The 22,340-nt window shown below is 70.1% G+C and carries 20 protein-coding genes and 2 pseudogenes; 8 read left to right on the top strand and 14 right to left on the bottom strand.

Annotated elements, in window-relative coordinates:
* Nucleotides 1-107: 107 nt before the first annotated feature.
* Nucleotides 108-722 (top strand): TetR/AcrR family transcriptional regulator, encoded by a 615-nt coding sequence (locus ABCR83_RS21470; protein ID WP_462696728.1) that lies wholly within the window; start codon nt 108-110, stop codon nt 720-722.
* Here the strand turns inward: ABCR83_RS21470 and ABCR83_RS21465 are convergent.
* Nucleotides 667-1,302: a class I adenylate-forming enzyme family protein gene (locus ABCR83_RS21465; RefSeq protein ID WP_462696727.1), complete on the bottom strand. Its 636-nt coding sequence runs from the start codon at nt 1,300-1,302 to the stop codon at nt 667-669. The two genes, ABCR83_RS21470 and ABCR83_RS21465, sit on opposite strands and share 56 nt — an antisense overlap.
* 87 nt (nt 1,303-1,389) lie before the next feature.
* Here ABCR83_RS21465 and ABCR83_RS21460 point away from each other — a divergent pair.
* From ABCR83_RS21460 to ABCR83_RS21445, 4 genes and pseudogenes are all read left to right on the top strand, one after another.
* Nucleotides 1,390-1,773 (top strand): annotated as a pseudogene (locus tag ABCR83_RS21460) (alpha/beta hydrolase); the annotation flags it as partial.
* 37 nt (nt 1,774-1,810) lie between these two features.
* The gene (locus ABCR83_RS21455) at nt 1,811-3,070 is read left to right on the top strand and encodes a glycosyltransferase (protein ID WP_462696726.1); all 1,260 of its coding nucleotides are present in this window, start codon (nt 1,811-1,813) and stop codon (nt 3,068-3,070) included.
* Nucleotides 3,071-3,102: 32 nt separating this feature from the next.
* Entirely contained in the window at nt 3,103-4,398 is a 1,296-nt protein-coding gene (locus ABCR83_RS21450) for a wax ester/triacylglycerol synthase domain-containing protein (RefSeq protein WP_462696725.1), read from the top strand.
* Nucleotides 4,399-4,511: 113 nt separating this feature from the next.
* Nucleotides 4,512-5,453, top strand: coding sequence for an alpha/beta fold hydrolase (locus tag ABCR83_RS21445; protein WP_462696724.1), 942 nt, complete (start codon nt 4,512-4,514; stop codon nt 5,451-5,453).
* A 50-nt stretch (nt 5,454-5,503) separates the two neighbouring features.
* Here the strand turns inward: ABCR83_RS21445 and ABCR83_RS21440 are convergent, their stop codons facing one another.
* From ABCR83_RS21440 to ABCR83_RS21380, 13 genes and pseudogenes are all read right to left on the bottom strand, one after another.
* Complete coding sequence (locus ABCR83_RS21440; RefSeq protein ID WP_462696723.1) at nt 5,504-6,442, bottom strand: D-alanyl-D-alanine carboxypeptidase family protein; 939 nt, start codon at nt 6,440-6,442, stop codon at nt 5,504-5,506.
* 168 nt (nt 6,443-6,610) lie between these two features.
* A complete protein-coding gene (locus tag ABCR83_RS21435; protein ID WP_462696722.1) occupies nt 6,611-8,230 on the bottom strand; it encodes a phospholipase D-like domain-containing protein in 1,620 nt (539 codons plus the stop codon).
* A 100-nt stretch (nt 8,231-8,330) separates the two neighbouring features.
* Nucleotides 8,331-8,528, bottom strand: a complete 198-nt coding sequence (locus ABCR83_RS21430) for a hypothetical protein (RefSeq protein ID WP_462696721.1) — start codon at nt 8,526-8,528, stop codon at nt 8,331-8,333.
* Nucleotides 8,525-8,869 (bottom strand): hypothetical protein, encoded by a 345-nt coding sequence (locus ABCR83_RS21425; protein WP_462696720.1) that lies wholly within the window; start codon nt 8,867-8,869, stop codon nt 8,525-8,527. The genes ABCR83_RS21430 and ABCR83_RS21425 overlap by 4 nt, the downstream gene beginning before the upstream one ends.
* Before the next feature lie 176 nt (nt 8,870-9,045).
* Nucleotides 9,046-10,281, bottom strand: coding sequence for a helix-turn-helix domain-containing protein (locus tag ABCR83_RS21420; protein ID WP_462696719.1), 1,236 nt, complete (start codon nt 10,279-10,281; stop codon nt 9,046-9,048).
* A 273-nt stretch (nt 10,282-10,554) separates the two neighbouring features.
* Nucleotides 10,555-10,671, bottom strand: a pseudogene (locus tag ABCR83_RS21415) (epoxide hydrolase); the annotation flags it as partial.
* A gap of 5 nt (nt 10,672-10,676) precedes the next feature.
* Nucleotides 10,677-11,702, bottom strand: a complete 1,026-nt coding sequence (locus ABCR83_RS21410) for an ABC-2 transporter permease (RefSeq protein ID WP_462696718.1) — start codon at nt 11,700-11,702, stop codon at nt 10,677-10,679.
* 123 nt (nt 11,703-11,825) lie between these two features.
* Complete coding sequence (locus ABCR83_RS21405; RefSeq protein ID WP_462696717.1) at nt 11,826-12,341, bottom strand: GNAT family N-acetyltransferase; 516 nt, start codon at nt 12,339-12,341, stop codon at nt 11,826-11,828.
* Nucleotides 12,342-12,351: 10 nt separating this feature from the next.
* Nucleotides 12,352-12,633: a glutaredoxin domain-containing protein gene (locus ABCR83_RS21400; RefSeq protein WP_462696716.1), complete on the bottom strand. Its 282-nt coding sequence runs from the start codon at nt 12,631-12,633 to the stop codon at nt 12,352-12,354.
* 48 nt (nt 12,634-12,681) lie between these two features.
* Nucleotides 12,682-13,221 (bottom strand): DinB family protein, encoded by a 540-nt coding sequence (locus tag ABCR83_RS21395; protein WP_462696715.1) that lies wholly within the window; start codon nt 13,219-13,221, stop codon nt 12,682-12,684.
* Nucleotides 13,222-13,247: 26 nt separating this feature from the next.
* On the bottom strand, nt 13,248-14,540 hold the full coding sequence (locus ABCR83_RS21390) for an MFS transporter (protein WP_462696747.1): 1,293 nt from the start codon (nt 14,538-14,540) through the stop codon (nt 13,248-13,250).
* Nucleotides 14,537-15,169 (bottom strand): helix-turn-helix domain-containing protein, encoded by a 633-nt coding sequence (locus ABCR83_RS21385; protein WP_462696714.1) that lies wholly within the window; start codon nt 15,167-15,169, stop codon nt 14,537-14,539. Before ABCR83_RS21385 ends, ABCR83_RS21390 begins: the two co-directional genes overlap by 4 nt.
* Before the next feature lie 81 nt (nt 15,170-15,250).
* Nucleotides 15,251-16,399, bottom strand: a complete 1,149-nt coding sequence (locus tag ABCR83_RS21380) for an alpha/beta hydrolase (RefSeq protein WP_462696713.1) — start codon at nt 16,397-16,399, stop codon at nt 15,251-15,253.
* Nucleotides 16,400-16,618: 219 nt separating this feature from the next.
* Between ABCR83_RS21380 and ABCR83_RS21375 the strand changes: the two genes are divergently transcribed.
* The 3 genes from ABCR83_RS21375 to ABCR83_RS21365 all read left to right on the top strand — a co-directional run bounded on the left by ABCR83_RS21375 (nt 16,619) and on the right by ABCR83_RS21365 (nt 22,324).
* Complete coding sequence (locus ABCR83_RS21375) at nt 16,619-19,366, top strand: bifunctional YncE family protein/alkaline phosphatase family protein (RefSeq protein ID WP_462696712.1); 2,748 nt, start codon at nt 16,619-16,621, stop codon at nt 19,364-19,366.
* Nucleotides 19,367-19,386: 20 nt separating this feature from the next.
* The gene (locus ABCR83_RS21370; RefSeq protein ID WP_462696711.1) at nt 19,387-19,947 is read left to right on the top strand and encodes a GNAT family N-acetyltransferase; all 561 of its coding nucleotides are present in this window, start codon (nt 19,387-19,389) and stop codon (nt 19,945-19,947) included.
* Nucleotides 19,948-20,182: 235 nt separating this feature from the next.
* A complete protein-coding gene (locus ABCR83_RS21365) occupies nt 20,183-22,324 on the top strand; it encodes a PIG-L family deacetylase (RefSeq protein ID WP_462696710.1) in 2,142 nt (713 codons plus the stop codon).
* Nucleotides 22,325-22,340: the final 16 nt, after the last annotated feature.

Genomic DNA, 22,340 nt, shown 5'->3' with positions numbered 1-22,340 from the left:
CCCAGGACAAGGCTTTGCGAATCAAGTTCGCCTTAGGTAAGACTAAGTTGAGTTACATCGCGCCTGCAGGCATCTGCCCCATCGGATCCGCTGTATAGGGTGACCGCGTGAACCCACGAGGCCCCGGCCGTCCGCGCACCCTGTCCCAGGCCCTCATCGTCACCGAGGCGCGCCGCATCGCCGACGAAGAAGGCCTCGCAGCCCTGACGGTGCGTCATGTGGCCCAGCGGCTCGGCACCGGCCAGGCCTCGCTCTACCGGCACATCGCCGACCGCGGCCAACTGCTGTCCCTGCTGGCCGCGGACGTGGCCGCGCAGCTGCCGCCGCCGACCGAGCACCCGGACGTCCGCGAGCGGATCCACCGCCAATGGCTGGCGGCCCACGACCACCTGGCGCGGCACGGCTGGGCCGCCCGCATCATCGCCGAGGGCGAGCACGCCTCCCCCGGTGCCGACGCCTTCACCGAGGGCGCGCTCGGGGCGCTCGCCCGGGCGGGGCTGCAGCCGGCCGATGCGCCGCGGGCGTATCGCGTGCTCTGGGATCTCCTGCTGGGTCATCTGCTCAACAACCACCCCGTGGGACATGCGGTCGTCCCCCGTCAACAGGCCGACCGCCGCGCCGACTTCGCCTGGGCGCTGGCACGCCTGCTGGACGGGATGCTGGGCGTCAGCCCGTCACCGTGGCACGCAACGCCTTCTTGTCCACCTTCCCGATCCGGGTGACGGGCAGCGTGGGCAGCAGCACGATGTCCCGCGGGGCGTAGAGCTCACCCAGCTCGGCCACCACCGCGGAGCGAACCGCCTCCGGATCGACGCCCGGGCCGTCACCGACGGCGAGGAAGACCTGTACGGCCTCGCCGTACCGCTCGTCGGGGACGGCCACGGCGGCGGCATTGCGCACGCCGGGCAGGGACAGCAGGAAGTCCTCCAGCACCCGGGAGTAGACGTTGTCACTGGTCCGGCCGGTGACAATGATGTCCTTCGCCCGGTCGACGAGGTACACATAGCCCTCCGCGTCCCGGCGGCCCACATCCCCGGTGCGCAGCCAGCCGTCCCGCAGCGCCTCGGCGGTGTGCTCCGGGTCGCGGTAGTAGCCGAGCATCACCGTGGTGCCACGGACATACAGCTCGCCGGTCCGCCCGTCGGCGAGCGCGGTGCCGTGCTCGTCCCGGACCTCGAGCTCCACCTCGGGCATGAGCCGTCCGCAGCTGCTCCAGCGCCCGGGGTGTTCGTCGTCCAGTTCGGATGCATCCAGCATGGTGATGCCGAGGGCTTCGGACTGGGCGTACCCCTGTCCGATCACCGGCCCGAACACCTCGCGGGCCTGGCGCAGCCGGCTCGGTGACGGTGCCGAGCCCGCGAGCTCACCTTCACCGGGGCGTGCGCGAACCGGCCGACGGCCACCGCGCCCGGAGCGAAGGTCACCGGCGCCGGGCTACCGCCCACCCTGATGCTCAACTCGGTGCACGACCCGGCCACTTACCACGAGGGCGCCGTCCGGGCCCACCGGGCGCTGCGCAACTCACGGCTGGTGACCGTGACCGGCGACGGTGACCACGGCCAGTACCAGAACAAGAACGCCTGCGTGGACGGCATCGTCGACCGCTGCCTCCTCCGCGGCAAGGCCCCGGCGCGGGACACCACCTGTGCGGGCAAGCCGCTGCCGGTGCCCGCCGGAGCGGCCGCCGAGCAGCCGCCCCGGCGTTCGGACCGCAACCGTGCCGTATCCGGCCCGGGTGCCGTCTCGTTGATGCGTCAGGCACTCGACTCCTGACACGTCGGCCGGTCCTGGCGGGCGGGAAGGCCGGGACATGCGCATCGACATCATCACGGCGGGCACAACGGGCTCCGTCGCCCCGTACACCGGTCTTGGCCACCGGCTGGTGGCCGAGGGCCACGAGGTGGAGATCGTCACCCATGCGAAGTTCGCCGACGTCGTCACCTGCTGCGGTCTGCGCACCCGCCCGTTGGAACCGGATCCGTTCGAGGAACTGATCGGTGTGCACAGCCGCTTCCAGGGCGCGCGCCGCTCGCCCCGCGCCCTGCACCGGCTCGCGCGCACCACGGAACGGGCCGCACTCGGTCTGGTCGACGGGCTGCTCACCGCCATCGATCCCAAGGCGGATCTGGTCCTGCTGTCCACGATCGTCGCGCCGATCGGCAGGGTGATCGCACGGCACCACGGCATCCGCAGCATGGGCGTCTTCCTGCAGCCCGACGCCCCCACCTCCGCGTTCTCCCCGTGTGTGCTGCCCTGGCACCCGCCCGGATACGGCAACCGGCTGCGCGCCCTGGCCGTCAACGCCCTGCTGGACACCCTGTACGCGGCCGCCGGCCGGCGCCTGCACACCCGGCTGGGGCTCACCTGCCGCACGGCCAGGGCGCTGCGCGCCGAACGGGAGAAGAGCCGGTGGCCCATCTGGCACGGCTTCAGCCCCTCGGTGATTCCACGTCCCGCGGACTGGCGGCCGGGGCTGCACATCGCCGGGTACTGGTGGCCGCACGAGTGCCCGCACTGGCAACCGCCCACCTTGGTCGGCGACTTCCTCGCGGCGGGCCCGCCCCCGGTGTTCATCGGCTTCGGCAGCATGATGCCCAACGATCCCGCCCGGCTCAGCGACATCACCGCCCGCGCCCTGCGCCGGGCCGGGCTGCGCGGCATCGTCCAGTCCGGCTGGGCGGGCCTTTCGGTGGTGGACGACGATGTCATCACCGTGGGCCCGCTCCCCCACGGCTGGCTGATGCCGCGGACGGCCGCCGTCGTCCACCACGCCGGAGCCGGGACCACGGCGGCCGGTCTGCGTGCCGGGGTCCCCGCCGTCCCGGTGCCCGTGCTGACCGACCAGCCCTGGTGGGCCGCCCGTCTGGTGCGCCTGGGCGTGAGCCCGGGGGTCCTGCCGCATGCCGCGCTGACCGCCGGCCGGCTCGCCGAGGCGCTGACCCTGGCCACCCGCGAACCGCGGTTCACCCGGCGCGCGGCCGGCCTGGCCGACCGGCTGGCACGGGAGGACGGGGCCGGTGCGGTGGCCCGGGCGGTCGACAGGGCAGCCCAGCACTCATACCGCCTCTGACCCCCGCACACCCCCCTGGAACAGGACGGCTCATGACCACCCGTATCCCCCTGCAAATCGCCCCGCCCGACGCCCGCACCGAGCCCGGCGCCATCGCCGACATGCCACCGCTGGACGCCTGGTTGCACCGGCACCAGAGCACCGGAGCCATCTGCATGACCGTCGGCCTGCTGGCGCGGTTCACCGGTCCCCCGCCCACCCTGCCGGAGCTGCGCGCGCTGGCCGAGGACCGCTGGAAACCGTACGAACGGCTGTGTCTGGCCCCTGGCGCCACGACCGCGCCCTCGGCCTGGCCGCAGTGGACCACCGGGCCGGGTTTCGACCCGGCACGGCACATCGTGGCGGCCCCCGACACCACACCCGACACCCTGGAAACACTCGCCGCACACCTGCTGGCCCAGCCGCTGGGCCCCGCGCAACCCCCATGGCAGCTGCATCTGCTGCCGACCGCGGACGGCTTCGCCCTCCTGCTCCGCGCCCATCACGCCCTCCTCGACGGGAAGTCGCTGCTCACACTGATGTGCGCGCTGCTGGACGAACAGCCGACGCGCCCCGGAACGGCCGCCCGCACGATCCCCGCCCAGTCCTCCGCACCGCCTCGGATGCCGCTGGCCCGCGCTCTCGCCGAAGCCCTGCCCAGAGCCCGCCCCTTGCCGTTCCACGGCCCGGTGGACACCCGGCGGGCCGTGTCCTGGAGCCGGGTGTCCCGGGACGAACTGGGCATCGCCCGCGATTCCCTGGCCTCGGGACGGGTGTCCGCCAACGCCGTCTTCCTGACCGCGACGGCCGGAGCCCTGCGGACCGCGGGGGCGATGGGCCGGCTGTCCCTGCTGCCGGGGGTGTGCGCCATGGTCCCGGTGGACGTGCGCGCCGCGGGCGAGGCGACGGTGCTCGGCAACCACTACGCCACGGTCCGGGTGCCGCTCCCCGCACACCGGCGCGGTGCGCGGCGGCTGGCGGCCGTGGACCGCTTCACCCGGCGCGCGCTGCACCGAAGGGCCCGCGCCCAGGCGCTCCTGGTGTCCTCCAGGCCCCATCGGTACGGACTGCTCAGCGATGTGCTCGGCCGCTACGCCGACTCGCCGCTGTACTCCTCCCTGCTGTGCACCAGCATCGCCACCTACGCGGGCCCGCTCGCCCTGGGCCCGGCGCCGCTCGCCGGCCTGGTCGGCCTGCCGCCGCTCAGCCCGGGCCATCCGCTGGCCGTGACCATGACGCTGCACGACACGGAGGTGACCGTGACCGTGGTGACCGATCACCAACACCGGGAGCTGGCGGCGCGACTGCCCCTTCTCATCCGGGAGGAGATCCGCGCCCTGCGCCCCTAGGGGTTCCTATGGGGTATCCCGCTCCGCCAACAACCGGACATATCAGCAGTAACGTCCGCGTCGGGGCCGTCGTTTCACTGTTGAGGACGGACCCCCATGAACGGAGACAGACCGTGACGACGCGTACCGCACTCCAGGAAGAGTTCATCCCTCTCACCCTCGACGGTTACGCGTACTGCGGTCGGATCGTCCACCAGCCCAACGCCAGCATGGCCCCGGTGGTCCTGGTCGGCGGGGCGTTCCAACACCAGACCTCCTGGGGCCGTTTGGAACAGGGGCTGCTGCGCGAGGCAAGCGTGATCACCGTGGACCTGCCCGGCTGGGGCGGCGCCGACCGGCTCCCCGCCGACCACGGCTTCGACTTCCTCGCCGCAGCACTCGACCAACTGCTGGCCAAGGCTGCGCCGTCCACCGTCAATGTCATGGGCGCCTCCTACGGCAGCGGCGTGGCCTACCAGTGGGCCAGGGACTATCCCGGGCGAGTCGAACGCTTGGCGCTGCTGGGCACCATGGCACATCTGACGGATCACATCCGCGCCCGCATCGAGCACCTGCTGCGCCTCGCGGAGCGGGACGAGGACCGAACGGAGTTCGTGGAGAGCGTCCTTGAGGTGATGATGTGCTGCTCGCCGCAGGTGGCGGTGAACCGCCGGGGCGCCGCCGTCAGGTGCCTCACCCGCGCCCTGCACGACCTGAGCCCGGACGACATCATCAAATACCGCGACAACTCGCAGCGGTTGCTGCGCCTTTCCGGGCTTCCCGACGTCCCGGCGGTCCAGGTCCCGGTCCTGGTCGCGACCGGCGAGCACGATCCGCTGACGACCCCCGTGCTGAGCCGGGAGGCCGCCTCCCGGTTCCGCGACGCCCGGTTCACCACCTTCAAGGAAGCCGATCACGTGGTTCACCTCGAACGCCCGGCGGAACTGGTGGACCTGCTCACCCGCTTCTTCTCCGGCGGGCCGCTGGTCGGCCTCGACTACTGCCACCCGGTCGAGTACGTGGGCCGCAGGGCACGCAAGCCACTGCCCTCGCCCCGCGCCAGCGCCGAGGGCTGAGCCCTCGCCCGGTTCCCCCGAGCCGCGAACCGGGCGGGGCGGGGCGGGGATCAGTCCTCGTGTGCCGCCGCGGGCAGTTCGCGGGCCTTGAAGCTGGTGTGCGTGTGGAACGCGTAGTCCAGCATCTTGGCGGCGTCCGGGTAGCGGCTGGCCGGGTCGTTGAGCACCACGCCGATGACCGTCCGTCCACCGCGCTTCGCCGCGAAGACCAGGCACGGCCCGGCCGCCCTGGTCGATCCCGTCTTGACACCGAACACGCCCTCGTACGACCCCAGGAGCTTATTGGTGTTGTACCAGGTGTACATTCGGTTGACGTTCAGCGCCTTCTGCTTGGTGCTCATCGCCTTCATGACGGTCACAAAGGTGCCATTGCCCATGGCATGCCGGGACAGCTTCGCCAGATCACGCGGGGTGGAGTGGTTACCGCCGGCGGAGATTCCGTCAAACGAATCGAAGTGGGTGTTCTGCAGGCCGAGTTGGCTCGCCCGCACATTCATCTTGGCGATGAACGACTTGGTCCGCTCGGCTTCGGTGCCACCGCTGCCCAGTGCGTCCGCGAGGGCGTAGGCGGCATCGCAGCCGGAGGGCAGCATCAGCCCGTACAGCAGCTGCCGCACGGTCAGTCTGTCGCCCGCTCGCAGATCGGCCGAGCTCGCACTGTGGCGCACCACATAGTCCCGGTAGGACTGCTTGATCGTGACCGGCTTGTTGAGGTCGGTGCGGCCGTCGAGGACCACGACCGCAGTCATGATCTTGGTGGTGCTGGCCACCGGCAGCCTGGCATCGGCCGCCTTGCCCCACAACGGGCGGTTGGCGCCGCTGTCGAGCAGGAACGCGCCCTTGGCGCCGATCCCCGTGGGACCGGCCGCCATGGCCTCGGCCCGGGCGTCGGTGGCCGGGAGTACGACGGCCAAGGCCACCGTGGACGCGGTCAGCGCCGTTCCCCAGCGACTGACCGCGCCGGCCGCACTGCCCCCACTTCGCTCCATCGGTTCTCCTGACTTCTCTCACTTGTCGGGTTGAGGCGACCGAATGGTCGCACCTGGCACGGCAAGACGAGAAATCAGTTCTCCAATGGGTGATGAAAGCCCAGGCAAACCCCGAAATGGCCGAACTTTCAGGCGAATTCAACGAACAAACGCCCGTTTATTCCGGAGTCACACCGAGCAGATTCCCCGCTGATAGTCGACCGTGGCGGTCGCCCGCGAGTACTGCCACTCCGGGTCCAACAGCTTCCGCTCCAGCTGTGCGGCGGCCTCCGGGCTCTCCACGAGGTAGCCGAAGTCCTGCAGCCACGAGGGATACAGATTCTTCGAACCGATGTAGAACGCCGAGCCGTCCACGGCCACCAGCTTGTGGTGCAGCGGATACGCGTGCCCATCGGCCCACTTGGCATTGCCCGAACTCCGGAAGGACCCCAGTTGCAGGCCGGCGCACATCGCCTCCTTGGCGCCCTGCCGACCCCCCTTGATCCGGGCGAGCCGGTCCCGGAGCACATCACTGATCTCGGACAGCGACTTGATCTGCGAGTAGCCCCCGCTGCCGATGGTGCCCCGGTTGGCCGGATCACTGACCACGATGCGGACCTTCACCCCCGCAGCGATCTTGGCGGCGAGCGCGTCATAGAGCCGGATGTCGTACTTGGCGATCGGCGGGCAGGTGGCATGGAGATCCTGCTGCGAAATCTCGATGTGCTTGTCCGCACTCTCCACCAGCGCCCGGAGCGCGCTCTCCTCCGGGTTCACCGTGTCATAGTCGCGATCGGCATTGGTGTTGTCATGCAGCCCCACAAGACACTTGGCGTCCGACGCATTCGGCAGCCGCGGACCGAACGCCGAGGAGGAATCCTTCTCCTTGATCCCGACCCCCAGCCCGCCAACGGCGATCACCGGCACATCCCCGGTCGGCCCGGCCGGCGTGGGGTTGGCCTCCCGCTCCATCCCCGCCATGCAATCGGCGCCGTTGGAGGCGGCGAACCAGACACTGGCCGCATTGTCCTTGTTCCGGCAGGTCCACGCCCACAACTGGTCCAGATACCGCCCCGCGGAGCCGGCGGCCGGACCGGTCAGCGCCAGATCGACGTCCGTCACCGGGTGGGCGGTGTCGAGGTAGTCGTCCTTCCAGCTGTTGATGCCACCGGTGATTGCCGATTCCCCGTCCACCACAAGGAGCTTGGAGTGGTTCCACGAGAACGCGGTCTTCGAGGTCGTCATCGACGCCACATTCAGCGTGACGCTGTCGGCCGCCTTGCCGAGCTTGCTCCTCAGCTCGTCACGGTAGGAGGACGGCACCACATTGAGGTGATAGACCGGCGCGGCCCCGACCAGGACGCGCACCTTCGGCTTGTTGCCCTTCTCCACCGAGGACTTGAGCCCGGCCACGATCGCATCCTGGAACGCGCCATTGGGGAACGGGGCCAGCGTGGAGATGTCCACGGTGCGCCTGGCCCCGGATATGTTCTCGGTCATCTTCGCCAGCAACCGCTTGGTGCCGGGGCGTTCCGCGCAGGTGTCGTCACCCCAGCAACCGGGCGTCTGCAGCAGCCAGTCCGGGGAATCGGCGTCCGAGGAATCGGCGGATGAAGAGTCGAGCCTGTTGCCGCTGGTGCGTTCCCATACCTCGCCCTCCAGCCCGGGCGAAACCTGGCGCAGCGTCCGCTCGATGGCATCGAGGTGGGGAGTCGCGGTACCGGTGGAGTCGGCGAGTGCCGGAGTGGCGGGGAGTAGCGCCAGAACGATGGCGGTGAACGTTAAGCGGCGGAGCCGATGGCGGTGCAATGGTGGTTCCTTTAACGAAATTTGTGCGTTGTGCGGTGACCTGTTGATCATCAACGCCGCCGAAGCTACCAGGTGCCGCCGGGTAGCGGCAGGGGGCAGTTCAGCTCTTGCCGGTTGCGCCGACTGCGCGCCGTTGGCGCGGATGGCCGCAGTCGCAGGCGCAGCGGAGCTGCTGGACGGGCACCTCGTGCGGGGGTGCGCCGATGCGGCGGATGTCGACGTTGCCGGGGCAGTGGTGATGGCTGCCGAGCCTGCACTCGGGGGTGGTGTAGGGGGGATCGGCGGGTTGTCGCGTCACGGGCATGAGGGCGCCCTCCGGGTGAGGTGGGGGTGGGCGGCGTCGAGCGCTTCGCGAAGGTCGTCCGACGAGGTGAGGGTGCGCCATTGGCAGCGGTCGCGGTCCGGGAAGACCCAGGCACGGCCATCAACACACCTGTCCGGCGGAGGAGCGAGGAGTTCCTGTCCGACGGGTTGAACGGCGACACCATCCGTGCCAATGAGCCGGTATCCGGTACCCAGTGGCAGCAACCACCACACGGTCCCTTCCACACCGCCCATCAGGTACGGGCCGATATGACGGTGCTGCGCCTTGAGCTGCGAGACAGCGGCGGTGGCCAGCGTGAAGTCGAGCTGGGCCAAGTCCCATTGTCTCCCTGTTGTCAGCGGAGCTGCCTGGCCTGCCGCCCATAGTGTGACTGCGGAACGTGGTACGACAGCTGCCCGGGAGAGCCAGTTCTCGATGTGCATGACCACGACCGTAGGCCGGGCCCGTGGGCAGCAGAGGCACAGTTTGTGCCCCTTCCCCTCAAACGCTCTTACGTAGCGAGCAGCCCGAGCTTCACGCCGAGTCGAGCAGCCTGACGGCGACGGCTCGGGCTCTTCGACTCGGTCTCCCCGAGGATGATCGTCCGGGCGTATCCGTTGTAGCGGATCGTCTCCGGTGCCGCCTCGAACGCCTTGTCCAAGGCAGCGAGCGCGACATCCGGCTGGCCATCCAGCTGGTAGCCACGCGCCTCCTCGATGCGGTGACGGGCTCGGCGGGGGCGCGAGGGAATGGTCATCGCGTCCGCGGCGGCCGCCTGGCGTACGGATTCACCGCCCGCATGCAACTCGACGGCGACCGTGACTGCATGGGCACCGATGATGGCGCGGGAGAAGGACGTGACCGGGTGGTAATAGTCTGCGGGCAGACGATTGGCCACGGCACCCGCCGCATCCCAGTGCCGCCACGCGGTGCCGCTGTCGCCCCGACGGGCGGCGGTGTAACCGGCCTCGAAGCGGAGTGCTCCGGCGAGGGCGAGCACCTCATCGGAAGCATCTGGCAACAGAGGTTGCAGGTATCGCAGAGTGTCAAGAGTCACGGCGTCGGCGGCCTCGAAGTGCGCGGGACCCGAGTCCCGGTGGGCCTGTGCCGCGAGCCACGCCGCGACACCGATCGTGTGTGGGTCCTCGGACTCCTGTGCGGCGACCATGGAACGCTCGGCGACGCGCCAGAGGAGCGAGGCATCCGGCTGGTAGGCGAGGAAGAACTGGCTCAGGCTGTACACCTCGGCGAGGACCGCCTGCGCCCCGCGTCGGTCAGTGGCACGGTCTGCCTGAAGCACGGCGAGTTGAGCGTCGCGGATCAGTTGGGGCAACAGTCCACCGACCACATCACGGTGGTTCGGCGCGGAGTGGCGAGCCTGCCAGGCCCGGGCCAGACGCAGTCGCAGCTGGGACACGGGCGGAGCCTGTCCCACCGTCGTACCTGGGAACACGTTTACGGCCTCCCGCACCGCGGGAAGCCGCGCATGGCCCGGCCCGACGAACAGCTCGACATGCGCACTCTGATCACCGGTGAGCTCGGAGAGTTCACGTACCCGGAGGACCTCGGCGATCCGCAGGATCATCTCGAGTTTGGGTGTCTTGAGTCGGCCGTTTTCGACCGCCTTCACCCATGAGGGGGATTTGCCCAGCAATCCGGCGAGTACCGTTCGGGTCATCCCCCTGCGGGTGCGCAGGAGTTGCATTCGCTGACCGAACGCCAGTGGGTCGGCATACGGCTCCTGCATGTCGTCCGACGGCACGGTATCGCCTCTCTCCCAACGAGCTCTCTGCTTCCAGAGTACGGTCCAGGACAGAGCCGGGAGGCGTCGCAACTCTGCCCTGTCGCACGACGGATGCGAGAATTCACCGTGGCGCTGGCCAAGTGGAGCTCATCGTCCTGAACCGCGATCAGCACATGTACCAATGGAGCCGTTTCGCGGAGGTGAGGTTCGAACCGCAAACGCAAAGATCCGAACCTCACCCTCCACAAGAGGCTCATCAGGTTCAGCGATAGTCACGGAACGACGCCCGTCGACCATCAGATCCGGTTCCTCCATCACACCGAAGTGGCCACCACGGCCGAACTCGGTCCACCGCACGATGTTGTTGCGCTCGGCCAGCCGACGGATCGGCAGCGCGATCAGCGGACAACCTCCCGCCCGCCCGGGTGACGGTGCCGCCAGACCCAGAAGACCGTGGACGACACCCCCGCCCACACCGCCAGCACGACGAACGGCAAGACATGCTGGTGCCCGCTGAAGTACACAGCCGTGTGCTGGGCGTTGACCGAAGCCCCCGGCGGCAGCCACTGACCGATCACGCCCAGCAGCGAGGGCAGCAGCGGCCAGGAGACGGCTCCGCCGGAGGACGGGTTGCCGAGCAGCACCATCAGTCCCCAGGTCGGCACCATCGCCCAGCGCCCGATGAGGGTGTTGAACATGGTGAAGACCATGCCGGTGGTGAACATCGTCAGCGCCAGGATGAACCAGGATTCGGGGAACGGCAGGCGCAGCGCGCCCAGTCCCCAGTCGACGATGGCGAAGATCGCGAAACCGCCCAGCAGTGCGTAGGCGAGGGTGAAGGAGATCCGTTCCGCCGGGTTGAGGTCACGGGCGTTGACGTTGAGCTGGACGGCACCGACGAAGCCGAGGATCGAGGCGGCCAGCGAGATGTAGAAGATCGCCAGGCCTCGTGGGTCCCCTCGCTGCAGGGGGTTGATGTCGCGCACCGTGACCGGTACGCCGATCGACTGCCCCACCTGCGGAGCCGTCACGGTCAGCAGCTCCGCGACGGTGGCGCCGGAGGCCCCCGACACATCCAGCCCGACGCCGCCGGGACGGGTGCTGAGGATGGCGAAGACCTCCTGCTCCTCCATCGCACTCCGGGCCGTGCCATAGCTGCCGTAATGGCGCAGTTCGAGCGAGGCGCCCAGCGCCCTTTCCATCCCCTGGACGAATTCCACGCGCTTGACCTGCGACGCGGGGACGCCGATGACGGCGGTGGGGATGTGATGAGGGGTCGGATTGGCCATCGCATAGGTGTACGAACCGGCGAAGAGTCCGGCCGCGGCGGCCACGATGACGGCGATGACGGTGGCGGGCAGAAACGGCGAGTCCCGGAACCTGGACCAGGCCCCAGGCCGATGCCCATCGCTTTCCGCATCCATGGGCTCACCATAGGTGGGGATGGTGAGCGCGGCTCGGTGACGGAGAGTTACCCAGGCCGCGCCTCGCGAGCTCGACCGGGCCACGGAGAAAAACGCCGGGTGGTTACGGCGGGCCGATCCTGCTCAATGTGGCACCAGCTCCCACCTGATCTCACCGTCCTGCCACTCATCGGTGGGAGCGAGCCCAACGGAGGCGGCAACGGAGCCGGACGCGCGGTGATCGGGATGGATGTGGGCGATGACACCGTGCACACCGCAGTCACCCAGCCAGGCAACGAGCCCGCGGGCGGCCTCGGTGGCCAGGCCCTGCCCTTGCCACCGGGTGCCGATGACCCAGGCGACCTCCGCGACCGGCCCGTTCTCCCCGGGGGTGACGGTGGCCTGGACCGTGCCGGTCAGGCAGTGCTGATCGTCCAGCCGGACGACCCAGTTGCACCAGGACACCACCGGGTCCGGAGACCCGGCGGCCAGCCGGGTGTAGCGGGCGGTCAGCTCCGGCTCGGTCAGCGGAGCGCCGCCGATATAGGTGTGCAGGGCGGGGTCGTCCAGCACGGCCGCCATTTCCCGGGCATGCTCGACGCGCAGCGGATCCAGGGTGAGCCGGTGGGTGCGGATGGGCTGAGCAGTGAAGAGAGCCATGGGGCTCACTTTAATGACCCGGCTCCGGCAACGATTGCGGGGCGTATTTCCGCACTGCTTCCAGCAGTTGGCGCCTTGAGGGATTCACCATCGCCTTTCCGGCCACCGTCACGGTCGGCACGGTTTCGTTTCCGTCCGCCACCGAGCGGACGAACGCGGCCGCTTCCCGGTCCCGCCAGATGTTCACCTTGGTGTACCGCAGTCGCGTGGGAATCAGACTCGCGCGCAGCTTTATGCAGTAGGTGCAGCCAGGTCTCCAGTAGATGACCACGCCATCGCGGTCCTCTGCCATGGGATACCCCCCGTTCCATCGCACTGAGCTGCAGTATAGGTGAGCCGTTCACCGGCTCGGAAAGGCCCGGGATGCGCTCCGTAGCAGCCTCAGTTGTCCGATCTCGGCGGCGTTCTTCATCAGCTCGGAATTCACCCAGCCGAGCATGTCCGCCACGGTGCGCCCGGCGTCGCGTGGCCAGGGAAACGGGGCGGTGGCATCGAGGTCGGCATCGGTGAGCCGGGCCAGTACCACCGTCCAGTCCTGGCGCAGGCCGCGCAACCACTCGATGGCGGCCGTGCCTTCGCCCGGCCAGGTGATTTCCGTCCGGTCCCGGGGCGGCCGTCCCCGCGCATGGTCCAGGGTGACGCTCCACCACCAGCCGATGTGCCAGCTCAACCAACCGATGGTGGGCACCGGGACGGGGTCGGGTTCGGTCTCCGCCCAGTCCGGCAGCCACTTTCCACCGGCGTCCGGGCGCACCGTCCAGGAGTGGGGCACGGGCTTCCAGAGGAAGTCGTCCGGCTCCAGCCGGGCCAGATGGTGGTCGAGCAGGGACCAGGTCAGGTCGAACTGCCGGCGCAGCAGTTCGCTTCGGGGAGTGTTCACCGGCCTACTCTGGCACACTGCGGCGATCACTTCGGCAGGCTCCGCGCCCGGTCCATCTCCCGCCATTCCGGCCGCAGTCCGCCCAGGGCGGTGGTGAGGAAGTGTGCCGTACCGGCCACCACCAGCGCCGGTATGAGTCCGACGGCCGCGATCGCGCCGCCCGCGAGCAGTCCGCCGAACGGGATGCCCGCCCAGGCCAGCGCGCCGCTCAACGCCCTGACCCGGCCGAGCAGATGGCGTGGTACGCGCTCGAAGGAGACCGCGCCGAGGATCGGGTTGAGGAAGCCCGCGCCGAGACCGGCCACCGCGAACACCGCCACCACCGCCCACAGGGGCACGTCGAGGGTGAGGATGAGGAACATCGGGGCGCCGCAGAGCAGATAGCCCGTGAAGAAGACCAGTCTGCGGCGCAGCCGGTGGGCGATGGCGGCGGCGACGAGACTGGCGCAGACCGCCGTGGCCCCGAATATGCTGCGGGTCAGCCCGATGGCGCCGGGACCGTGCCCGGACTGGCGCGCCCACACCGGCATGAGCACCTGCGCGAACGCCGTGTTGAGCAGGTTGTTGACGCCGACCACCACCGCGATCGTCAGCAGCAGGGGTTCGCGGCGCAGGAAGGCGAAGCCCTCGCCCATCCGCTGCCGGTAGCCCGCTTCGTCCGCGTCGTCCGGCGCTTGGGTCGCGCGGCCCATGCCGCGCGGCAGCAGGAGCGCGATGATCGCCGAACCCAGCGCAAAGCAGGCGGCGTTGACCAGCACTCCGGTGAGCGGGCCGACCAGCGCGATCAGGGTGCCGCCGAGCGCCGGGCCGACCGTGGTGGCGAGTTGTTCGATCACTCCGGCGAATCCGGTGGCCCGCTCCAGCGGCACCCGGGCGCGTTCCGCCGCTTCCGGGACCATGACGTCCTTGGCCAGGTCGCCGGGGCCGCGCACCGAGCCGATCAGGGCGACCAGGGCCAGCAGCAGCCAGAAGTGGAGCATTCCCAGGGCGTGGCACAGCGGGATGAGAACGGCCGCGGTGGCGCTCAGCGAGTCCGTGGTCCAGGAGACCAGCCGCGGGCCGGCCCGGTCCACCACTGGGCCGACAAGGGCCTTGACCAGGACATAGGGTGCCATCTCGCAGAAGGCGACCAGTCCGGTCTGGGTGGCGCTGCCGGTCGTGACGAGGACGAACCAGGGGATGGCGATCGCCGAGATGCGGGTGCCGGTGAGCGACACGGACATGGCGGCGAGCACACCGGCCAGTGCCCGGATGCTTCGGTGGTCCGATCCGCCCTCATCCGGTGGGGTGTTGGTGCGCCGGAGGGCGCTGGTCTTCACCACTGCTCCTCCTCGTCGGACAGGTCCGGCTCGGGCAGCAGGTGCGTGACGAGAAGGATCCGCTCGGCGCCCTCGGGTGCCTCGGCCGCCGTCTCCGGCGATTCGCTCCGGTATCGGGCCAGGACGGTGCGCAGCTCCTCCTTGAGGCGCAGGGCCTCCTCCGGGGTGAGCCGCAGTCGCCAGTCGCTCAGATCAAGGGAGTGACGCCAGTCCTGTGGCATGAACCGCATCTGGTTGAGGGCGAGTTGGGTGCGCAGCGCATGGTTGGTGGCGATGGAGCCGTAGTACGTCTCGGTGGCCTCGGGCTCCTGCTCCATCAGCTCCTTGTCGGTGAACCAGGTAGCCCGGTGTGCCGCCTTCCACCAGCGCTCCCGGGCGTTGCCGCGCTCGGTGTCCTCCTCGACGAACCCGGCGGCGCCCAGCTGTCGCAGGTGATAGCTGGTGACGCCGGAGCCGACGCCCATCCGTTCGGCGAGCCGGGTGGCGGTGGACGGACCATGGCTGCGCAGCTGGCCGATCAGTTGGACGCGGACGGGGTGCGCCAGGGCACGCAGGCCCTTGGCGTCCAGGACCACATCCGTTTCGGGGTCGGGCTGCAACGGGCCACCGGTCGGCTGAGGTTCGATCATGACCGCACTCTAGATTGCCAACACTTCTTCGCAAAGAGATTTTCGCGAAGAAGTGTTGGCAATCAACGGCGAGCGCCTCGCTCACCGCACCGAGCCATACGCCCCCAGTGCGATCTCGGCGAAGTTGCGCAGCGACTGGGTGCCCGGGGCGAAGTAGCCGGTGTGGCCGTGCGCGCCAGCCGAGGAGACGACTCGGGCGCCGAAGTCCTGGGAGGTGGGGTCGGTGCCATGGCCGAGGCCGAGGAAGCGGACGTTGGGTATGTTGCCGATCCAGTCCCCGTCGTCCCGGCGCACCGCCCAGACCCGGGCGCCGGTGTGCAGTGCGGCGGCGGAGTCGGCGTGTATCCCGGGGCTGCCGAGGACGACCAGGTCGGCTGCCTCGGTGCGGTCGACCTCGGAGGCGGCCAGGCCGCAGACGACCGAGCCATAGCTGTGGCAGAAGACGGCGGGCGTGGCGGTGCCCTGGGCGGTCAGTCCGGCGAGGAAACGCTCCAGGCGCGGGGCGCCCGCCTCCGCCAGCCGGCCGGTGGCGGCGTCGAGCCCGACGCCGACCGGGGTGGTGTAGCCGGCCCAGGCGATCACGGCGGTGGGGGTGCCGGGGGCCTGCCGGGTCATTTCGGCGCGCAGGGACTTGGCCATTCCGGCCGGGGTGCCGTATCGGTCGTGCTGCCGGTCGAAGGAGGCAAGGTCGATGTCGGAGCCGGGGACGATCACGCCGGTGCGCCGGGCGGCGGTCCAGTCGCCGTACACCTCGGCGAGCTGTCCACGGCCGCGCGGGTCGAAGGCGAGGATCTGGCGGCCCGGTTCGAGCAGTCGGGCATAGCGGGCGGCGCGGTCGTCCGCGGTGTCCCGTTCGTAGCGGGAGAGGTTGCCGTCCTTGGCGCGGGCCTGCTCCTTGGCGCGCTCGGCGGCGATCGCCAGCCGGTTGGCCTGGTACCGCAGCTTCATCGGCGCGCCGTCCAGGTTGCCGACGACCATGGGGTGGCGGGCCGCCAGCTGGTGGCGCCGGGGTTCGCCGAGGGAGGCGAAGAAGCGGGCGACCTCGGCCGGGGTGGCGGTCGCCGGGTCGGGCAGGGTGCGGTGCAGGGAGCGGTCGGCGATCCATGCGGCGGTGCCGGCCGGCGGGCCGGTGACGGGCTCCTGCCGGTTGGCCGTGGCCCAGCCCGCCGTGCCCGCGATCACGGTCGTCGTCAGCGCGGCGGCGACCAGCGTGCGCCTGAAGCGGTGCATGGATGTTCTCCCTCGTCCTGTGTGGTGGCGAGGGAAAAGTAGGAAGGGGGTGGGCGGGGCGGCGTCACCCCATGGGGCCAACCCTGGAGTGATACCGGGGTAGGGGGTGGTTCCCCGGTCCGGTGGGAAAGCTCCGGCGGGGAAAGCTTTGCCTGCCGTCCATTTGGCCGCCGCGCACCGTACCTATCGACATGCCCATGCCAGTCGTACCGTCTCGTCATGAGACAGCTGCGCAGACACCGGGGCATCACCGTCGCGGCGCTCGCCATGGCCGCCGCACTCGCCTCCACGGCCGCCGCCACCGGCGGCCCGGGGGGTGGCTTCGGCAGGGACAAGGTCGACGGAACCGAGACCGCCAAGGGCACCCTGCTCCCGTCCAACCAGCGGATCAGCCCGTTCGGCGCCCGCTACCGCACCGACAGCGGGCGGCTGTTGTCCAGTGCGCTCAGTCCCGACGGCACCCGGATCGCCGCGCTGACCTGGAAGAGCTTCACCGGCTTCGTCACCCTCTTCGACGCCCGCTCGGGCCGGGTGGTCCAGCAGGTCGGCACGGGCATCGGCAAGGACAAGCGGATCGGCGACGGGTCGGCGGGCACGGACGGTCCGCTCTACTCCCCCGACGGCAAGAACCTGTGGTTCCCGCAGGCCGGCGATCTGGTGCGGTTCACCGTCGGCTCCGGCGGCAAGCTCTCCTCGCCGCACGTCATCAGGCTCACCGGCCCCCATGGCAGCGCGCTGCCCGGCGGCATGGCGCTCTCCCCCGACGGCGCCCGGCTGTATGTGGCGCTCAACGGCAGCAACACCCTGGGCGTCGTGGACACCAGGACCGACAAGCTCATCAAGGAGATCAAGGTCGGCAACGCACCCCGCCAGGTGGTGATCGCGGACGGCCGCGCCTTCGTCAGCAACGAGGGCGGACGGCCGGCCACCGCGCGGGACTTCACCAACCTCTCCGACGGCACCCCGCTGGTCGCCGACCGTACGACCGGCGCGGCGAGCACCGGCACCGTCTCCGTCGTCGACCTCGCCGCCGAGCGGGAGACCGGCACGGTGCAGGTGGGGCTCCAGCCCACCGCCCTTTTCCTGCAGGGGAGTTCGCTGCTGGTGGCCAACAGCAACGACGACTCCGTGTCCGTCGTCGACACCCGCAGGCAGCGCGTCACCCAGACCTTCAACACCAACCCGCTGCCCGGTGCCAAGACCGGCAGCCACCCCAACGCGATCACCATGGCGGACCCGGACCACATCCTGGTGTCCCTCGGCCGGGACAACGCCCTGGCCCAGTACCGCTGGAACGGCCCGCGCACGCCCGTGCGCTACGAGGGGCTGATCCCCACCGACTGGTACCCGGTGAACGTCCAGTACAACGGGCGCCTGCACAAGGTCGTCGTCACCAATGCCCGGGGCGTGGGCTCGCGCGGCCCGGTCTCCACCGTCCACGACGGATCGGACACCAAGCCCGCGACCGGGCACAACACCTATGACGACACCGGCACCCTCACCTCGTTCGACCGCCCCACCAAAGCCCAACTCGGCAGGCTCACCCACCGGGTGTTCGTCAACAACGACTGGGAGAAGCTGCTCGGGCGCGGCAACCTCGCCGACCCCCTGGCCAGGCCGGTGCCCATCCCGGCGCGGCTGGGAGAGCGCTCCGCCATCGAGCATGTCTTCCTGATCGTCAAGGAGAACCGGACCTACGACCAGGTGCTCGGCGACATCGGCAAGGGCGACAGCGACCCCTCCCTCGCCCAGTTCGGCAGGCGCGTCACCCCCAATCAGCATGCACTCGCCGAGCGGTTCGGCCTGTTCGACAACTTCTACAACGAGGGGACCCTGTCCGCCGACGGCCACAACTGGCTGACCCAGGCCGATGCAAATGACTACATAGAGAAGGAATTCGGTACCTTCTATCGCAGCTATCCCTCGCAGGGCGCCGACGCCCTCGCCTACCAGCGCACCGGCTTCCTGTGGGACGCGGCCCGGCGGGCGGGGCGCAGCGCCGAGAACTACGGCGAGTACGTCAACCTCCAGCTGCCGCCGAAGGACGCGCCGAGCTGGTCGGACTGGTACAAGACCGCGCGCATCCTGGAGGGCAGGGAGACCGGTGAACTGCCGGTGCCGACGGGCAAGTACCCGAGCACCTCCGACATCCCCTCCCTCACCGCGATCAACAAGCCGGATTTCCCGACCTTTGATACGGATATTCCGGATCAATACCGCATTGATGTCTGGCTGCAGCACTTCCGGCAGGCGGAGAAAACCGGCAAACTTCCCCAACTCACACTGATGACACTGCCGCAGGACCACACGGCGGGCACCAGCGGCAAGGACCCCTATCCGACGGCGATGGTGGCCGACAACGATCTGGCCGTCGGGCGGCTGGTCGACGCGCTCTCGCACAGCAGGTTCTGGAAGTCCTCGGCGGTGTTCGTCCTGGAGGACGACTCCCAGGACGGGGTCGACCATGTCGACGGGCACCGGGCGCCGCTGTGGATCGCCAGCCCCTACGCCCGGCGCGGGGCCGTGGTGAGCACCTACTACTCACAGCTCAATGTGGTCCGCACCATCGAGCAGATCCTGGGCATCCAGCCGATGAACCAGCTCGACCGGGCCGCCGAGCCGATGTTCGACGCCTTTGTGAACCGTCCCGACACCCGGCCCTTCACCGCACTGCCCAGCCAAGTGCCGCTGGATTACGGGCTGAAGAAGAACCCGGCGGCGGGCCCGCCCGGACAGCTGCGCCTACCGCACGGCATGGAGCGGCTGGCCCGGCAGTGGGAGCAGTGGAGCGCCAAGCAGTCCACCGGTGGCGCCGAACCGGAGCTCGACCGGGTCAATCCGGCGCAGATGAACCGGATTGCCTGGTACGAGTCCACGGGGTGGCGGCGCCCCTACCCGGGCGACTCGCGGATCCTCGGCCCCGAGGAGGTTCCGGGCAAGGACAAGCCCGCGCAAGAGCTGGACTGACGTGGTCCTACGGTGGGGGGATGTCCACTGACTCCTTCACCCTCACCCCGGATGTCACCCTGCGCCCGGTGGTCGCGGACGACGCGGCGGCCCTGGCCCGCGCCTACACCGCGAGCCGCGATCACCTGCGCCCCTGGGAGCCCCGCCGGGCCGAGGCCTTCTACACCACCGACGGGCAGGCGGCCCGGCTGGCCGAGCTGGCCGGGTCGCACCGCGCCGGGCGCGTGATGCCCTGGGTGCTGGCGGAGGCCGGTGGCGAGATCGTCGGCGTCGTCAATCTCAACAACATCGTGCGGGGCGCCTTCCACAGCGCCAACCTCGGCTACTGGGTGGCGGCCACCCATGTGGGCCGCGGCCTGGCCACCGCCGCGGTGCGGGTGGCCTGCCGGGCCGCCGACGAGCGGCTGGGGCTGCACCGGATCGAGGCGGGCACCGTGCTCGCCAATGCGGCCTCCCAAGGGGTACTGGCGAAGTGCGGGTTCGAGCGCATCGGCGTTGCGAGGAACTATCTGCACATCGACGGGGAGTGGCGGGACCACTTCCTCTTCCAGCGGATCCTCAACGGCCGCCGCCCGCGCTGACCCCCGTGTCCCTGAGGCGTTTGCTCAATCGCCTCAGAATCTATGCCTTGCCGACGTACGGCTGTTACACGACAGACGGAAAACAGCGCATCGGGAGTCGTAGGATCGTACCGCCTCAGCGAGGGGGCGATTGGTTGAACTTCGCCCCCTTTCAGTCCTGTTGTTTGCACTACCGCGCTCAGTCGGCGCAGGAGATGGGGGGACCCCTGTGCCCGGGCGAATATCACGTCGGCGGATGCTCCAGTTCACCGGCACCGGCCTGGTGGCGGGATCCGCGGCAGTGGGCGCCTGGCAGTGGCTCGCACCCGGTTCCGCATCGGGGCGGGACGGCAAGGAGTTTCCGGCACGGCCGGCCAAGGTCGTGACCTCCGAGTCGTTTGTGCACATCATCGCCCACGCCGATGACTCCCTCTACTTCATGAACCCGGAGCTGGAGCAGTCCATCCGCGGTGGCGCCCCCACGGTCACCGTCTGCCTCACCGGCGGTGAGTCCGACGGGCGCAACGCGCTGTTCCAGACGCCCGGTTACGGCAGACTGCCCGAGCGCCGCCCCCAGTTCGTCCGGGCGAGAATCAACGGCCTCCGCGAGGCGACCGCCCAGATGGCCACCGGTGACTGGCTCAGCCCCTGGAAGGTGGAGACGACCAGCCTGCTGCCCGGCTTCCAGGCCGAGCTGCACACGCTCAGAGCCGCTCCCCAGATCCAGCTGATCTTCATGGAGCTGGTGGAGGCGCGGTTCATCAAGGTACCGCGCGTCCAGAGCCTGCGCGGGCTGTGGGTCGGAGCCACCAGAACGCTGCCCACGCTCCTCCCGGCCGACGGCCCCGTCGACCGGGTCTTCCACTACCAGCGCCAGCAGGTCATCGATTCGCTCGTGGCCGTACTGGAGCGCTTCCAGCCGACCGTCGTCCGCACCCTGGACCCCAACCCCACCCACCGGGCACACCAGGATCACTATCCCCATGTGCCCCCGGTGCTGCAGGGCCTGGCCCACTACGACCACCAGGACCACACCACCGCCGCCCACTTCGCGCAGGCCGCGCTCGCCGAGTACTGGGGACGCAGGCACTCCCGGCCGACGGCTGTGGAGAGCTATCTCGGCTACGAGGTCTCGCTGCTGCCCACCAACCTCGACACGGCCGCCACCGCACACAAGATCAAGCTCCTTGACACCTATGGCTGGGCCGACGGCAAGGACTGCGGCGACCCCGCCGGCTGCGGCGACCGCAAGGTCGGCAACCGCTCCAAGGACGTGCGCTGGTCCAACAACTGCCGCCACCGGGCCACCGGCACCCAGCGCTGGGTGCAGCCGCTCCCCGACGGCCGGCTCGCGGCCTTCGCCCTGCTGGACGGCGCCGTGCACTGCTGGGCGGAGAGCACACCGGGCAGCGGCGTCTGGTCCAAGCCGAGCCAGGTCGGCGGCTCGATGCTGGAGGGCCAGCTGCAGGTGCTGCGCCACGCCGACGGTTCGCTGCAGCTGTTCTCCGTGCGCACCCAACTGCCCTCGGGGGGCAAGCCGCAGCGGCGGGATATCGTCACCGCCCGGCAGACGGGCAAGGCCGGTCCCGGCGGCACCCCGGAGTTCCGCACCTGGGAGTCCCTCGGCTCACCGGAGGCGGACCCGGAGCGGTCCATGGAGGTCGGCTATCCGGTGGCCGTCGCGGACAAGCAGGGCACCGTTTATGTCTTTGTACGCGACTGGGCGGGCGGCCTGATGTTCCGCACCGGGGACAACGGCCAGGACTGGACGGACTGGGAGCACCTTCCGGTGGACGGTGACCCGGTATCCGTCCAGGACGGCCTCGATGCCGCACTGGACGACCAGGGCCGGCTGCATGTGATCGCCGCCGACACCAAGACCGTCCTCCACTGGATGTCCGACAACCCCGGCGAGCCGCCCCGGATGGCGAACCCGACGCGCCTGCCGACCAGCGCCGGCGAGGTGACCCTGGCCCCGCTGTCCGGCGGCGGGATGCGCCTGGCCACCCGCCAGCCCGGCACGGCCCGGGTGGTGATCGCCGACTGGCAGCCGGACAAGGAGCGTTGGCGGGTGACCTCCGAGTGCCCGCCGGTCGGCGGCTACGGCCGGGTGGCGCTGGCCCAGGACGGCCGTACGGTCGTCGTCGCCGGCCGGGACGACCAGGGCCACGCACGGGTGTCCGTGGGCTCGGGGCGCCCCGGACCCTGGCAGCGACAGGGCGTTCCGCACCGCGGCACACCCGGGATCGCCCAGGACGCACAGGGCCGCACGACCGTGGTCGTCCTCGGCATGGACGGCCGGCTCAGCAGTACGCGCGGCCGGGGAGCGGCCAAGTCGGCGTTCACCGGCTGGATTTCGCACGAGGGGCGGGACCGGAGCGATCTGGGATCGTCCTAGGGGATGTCCGATGGGT

The organism is Streptomyces xingningensis (assembly GCF_054957865.1).
Note: the sequence above shows the minus strand (reverse complement) of the source record. Positions and strands in the feature narration are given on the sequence as shown.

Bases quoted from the DNA above. Each gene is read 5' to 3' on its own strand.
- ABCR83_RS21380 (WP_462696713.1), bottom strand. From the start codon at position 16,399: ATGCACCGCTTCAGGCGCACGCTGGTCGCCGCCGCGCTGACGACGACC.
- ABCR83_RS21455 (WP_462696726.1), top strand. From the start codon at position 1,811: ATGCGCATCGACATCATCACGGCGGGCACAACGGGCTCCGTCGCCCCG.
- ABCR83_RS21440 (WP_462696723.1), bottom strand. From the start codon at position 6,442: ATGGAGCGAAGTGGGGGCAGTGCGGCCGGCGCGGTCAGTCGCTGGGGA.
- ABCR83_RS21375 (WP_462696712.1), top strand. From the start codon at position 16,619: ATGAGACAGCTGCGCAGACACCGGGGCATCACCGTCGCGGCGCTCGCC.
- ABCR83_RS21370 (WP_462696711.1), top strand. From the start codon at position 19,387: ATGTCCACTGACTCCTTCACCCTCACCCCGGATGTCACCCTGCGCCCG.
- ABCR83_RS21420 (WP_462696719.1), bottom strand. From the start codon at position 10,281: ATGCAGGAGCCGTATGCCGACCCACTGGCGTTCGGTCAGCGAATGCAA.
- ABCR83_RS21385 (WP_462696714.1), bottom strand. From the start codon at position 15,169: ATGATCGAACCTCAGCCGACCGGTGGCCCGTTGCAGCCCGACCCCGAA.
- ABCR83_RS21405 (WP_462696717.1), bottom strand. From the start codon at position 12,341: ATGGCTCTCTTCACTGCTCAGCCCATCCGCACCCACCGGCTCACCCTG.
- ABCR83_RS21365 (WP_462696710.1), top strand. From the start codon at position 20,183: ATGCTCCAGTTCACCGGCACCGGCCTGGTGGCGGGATCCGCGGCAGTG.
- ABCR83_RS21450 (WP_462696725.1), top strand. From the start codon at position 3,103: ATGACCACCCGTATCCCCCTGCAAATCGCCCCGCCCGACGCCCGCACC.
- ABCR83_RS21410 (WP_462696718.1), bottom strand. From the start codon at position 11,702: ATGGATGCGGAAAGCGATGGGCATCGGCCTGGGGCCTGGTCCAGGTTC.
- ABCR83_RS21400 (WP_462696716.1), bottom strand. From the start codon at position 12,633: ATGGCAGAGGACCGCGATGGCGTGGTCATCTACTGGAGACCTGGCTGC.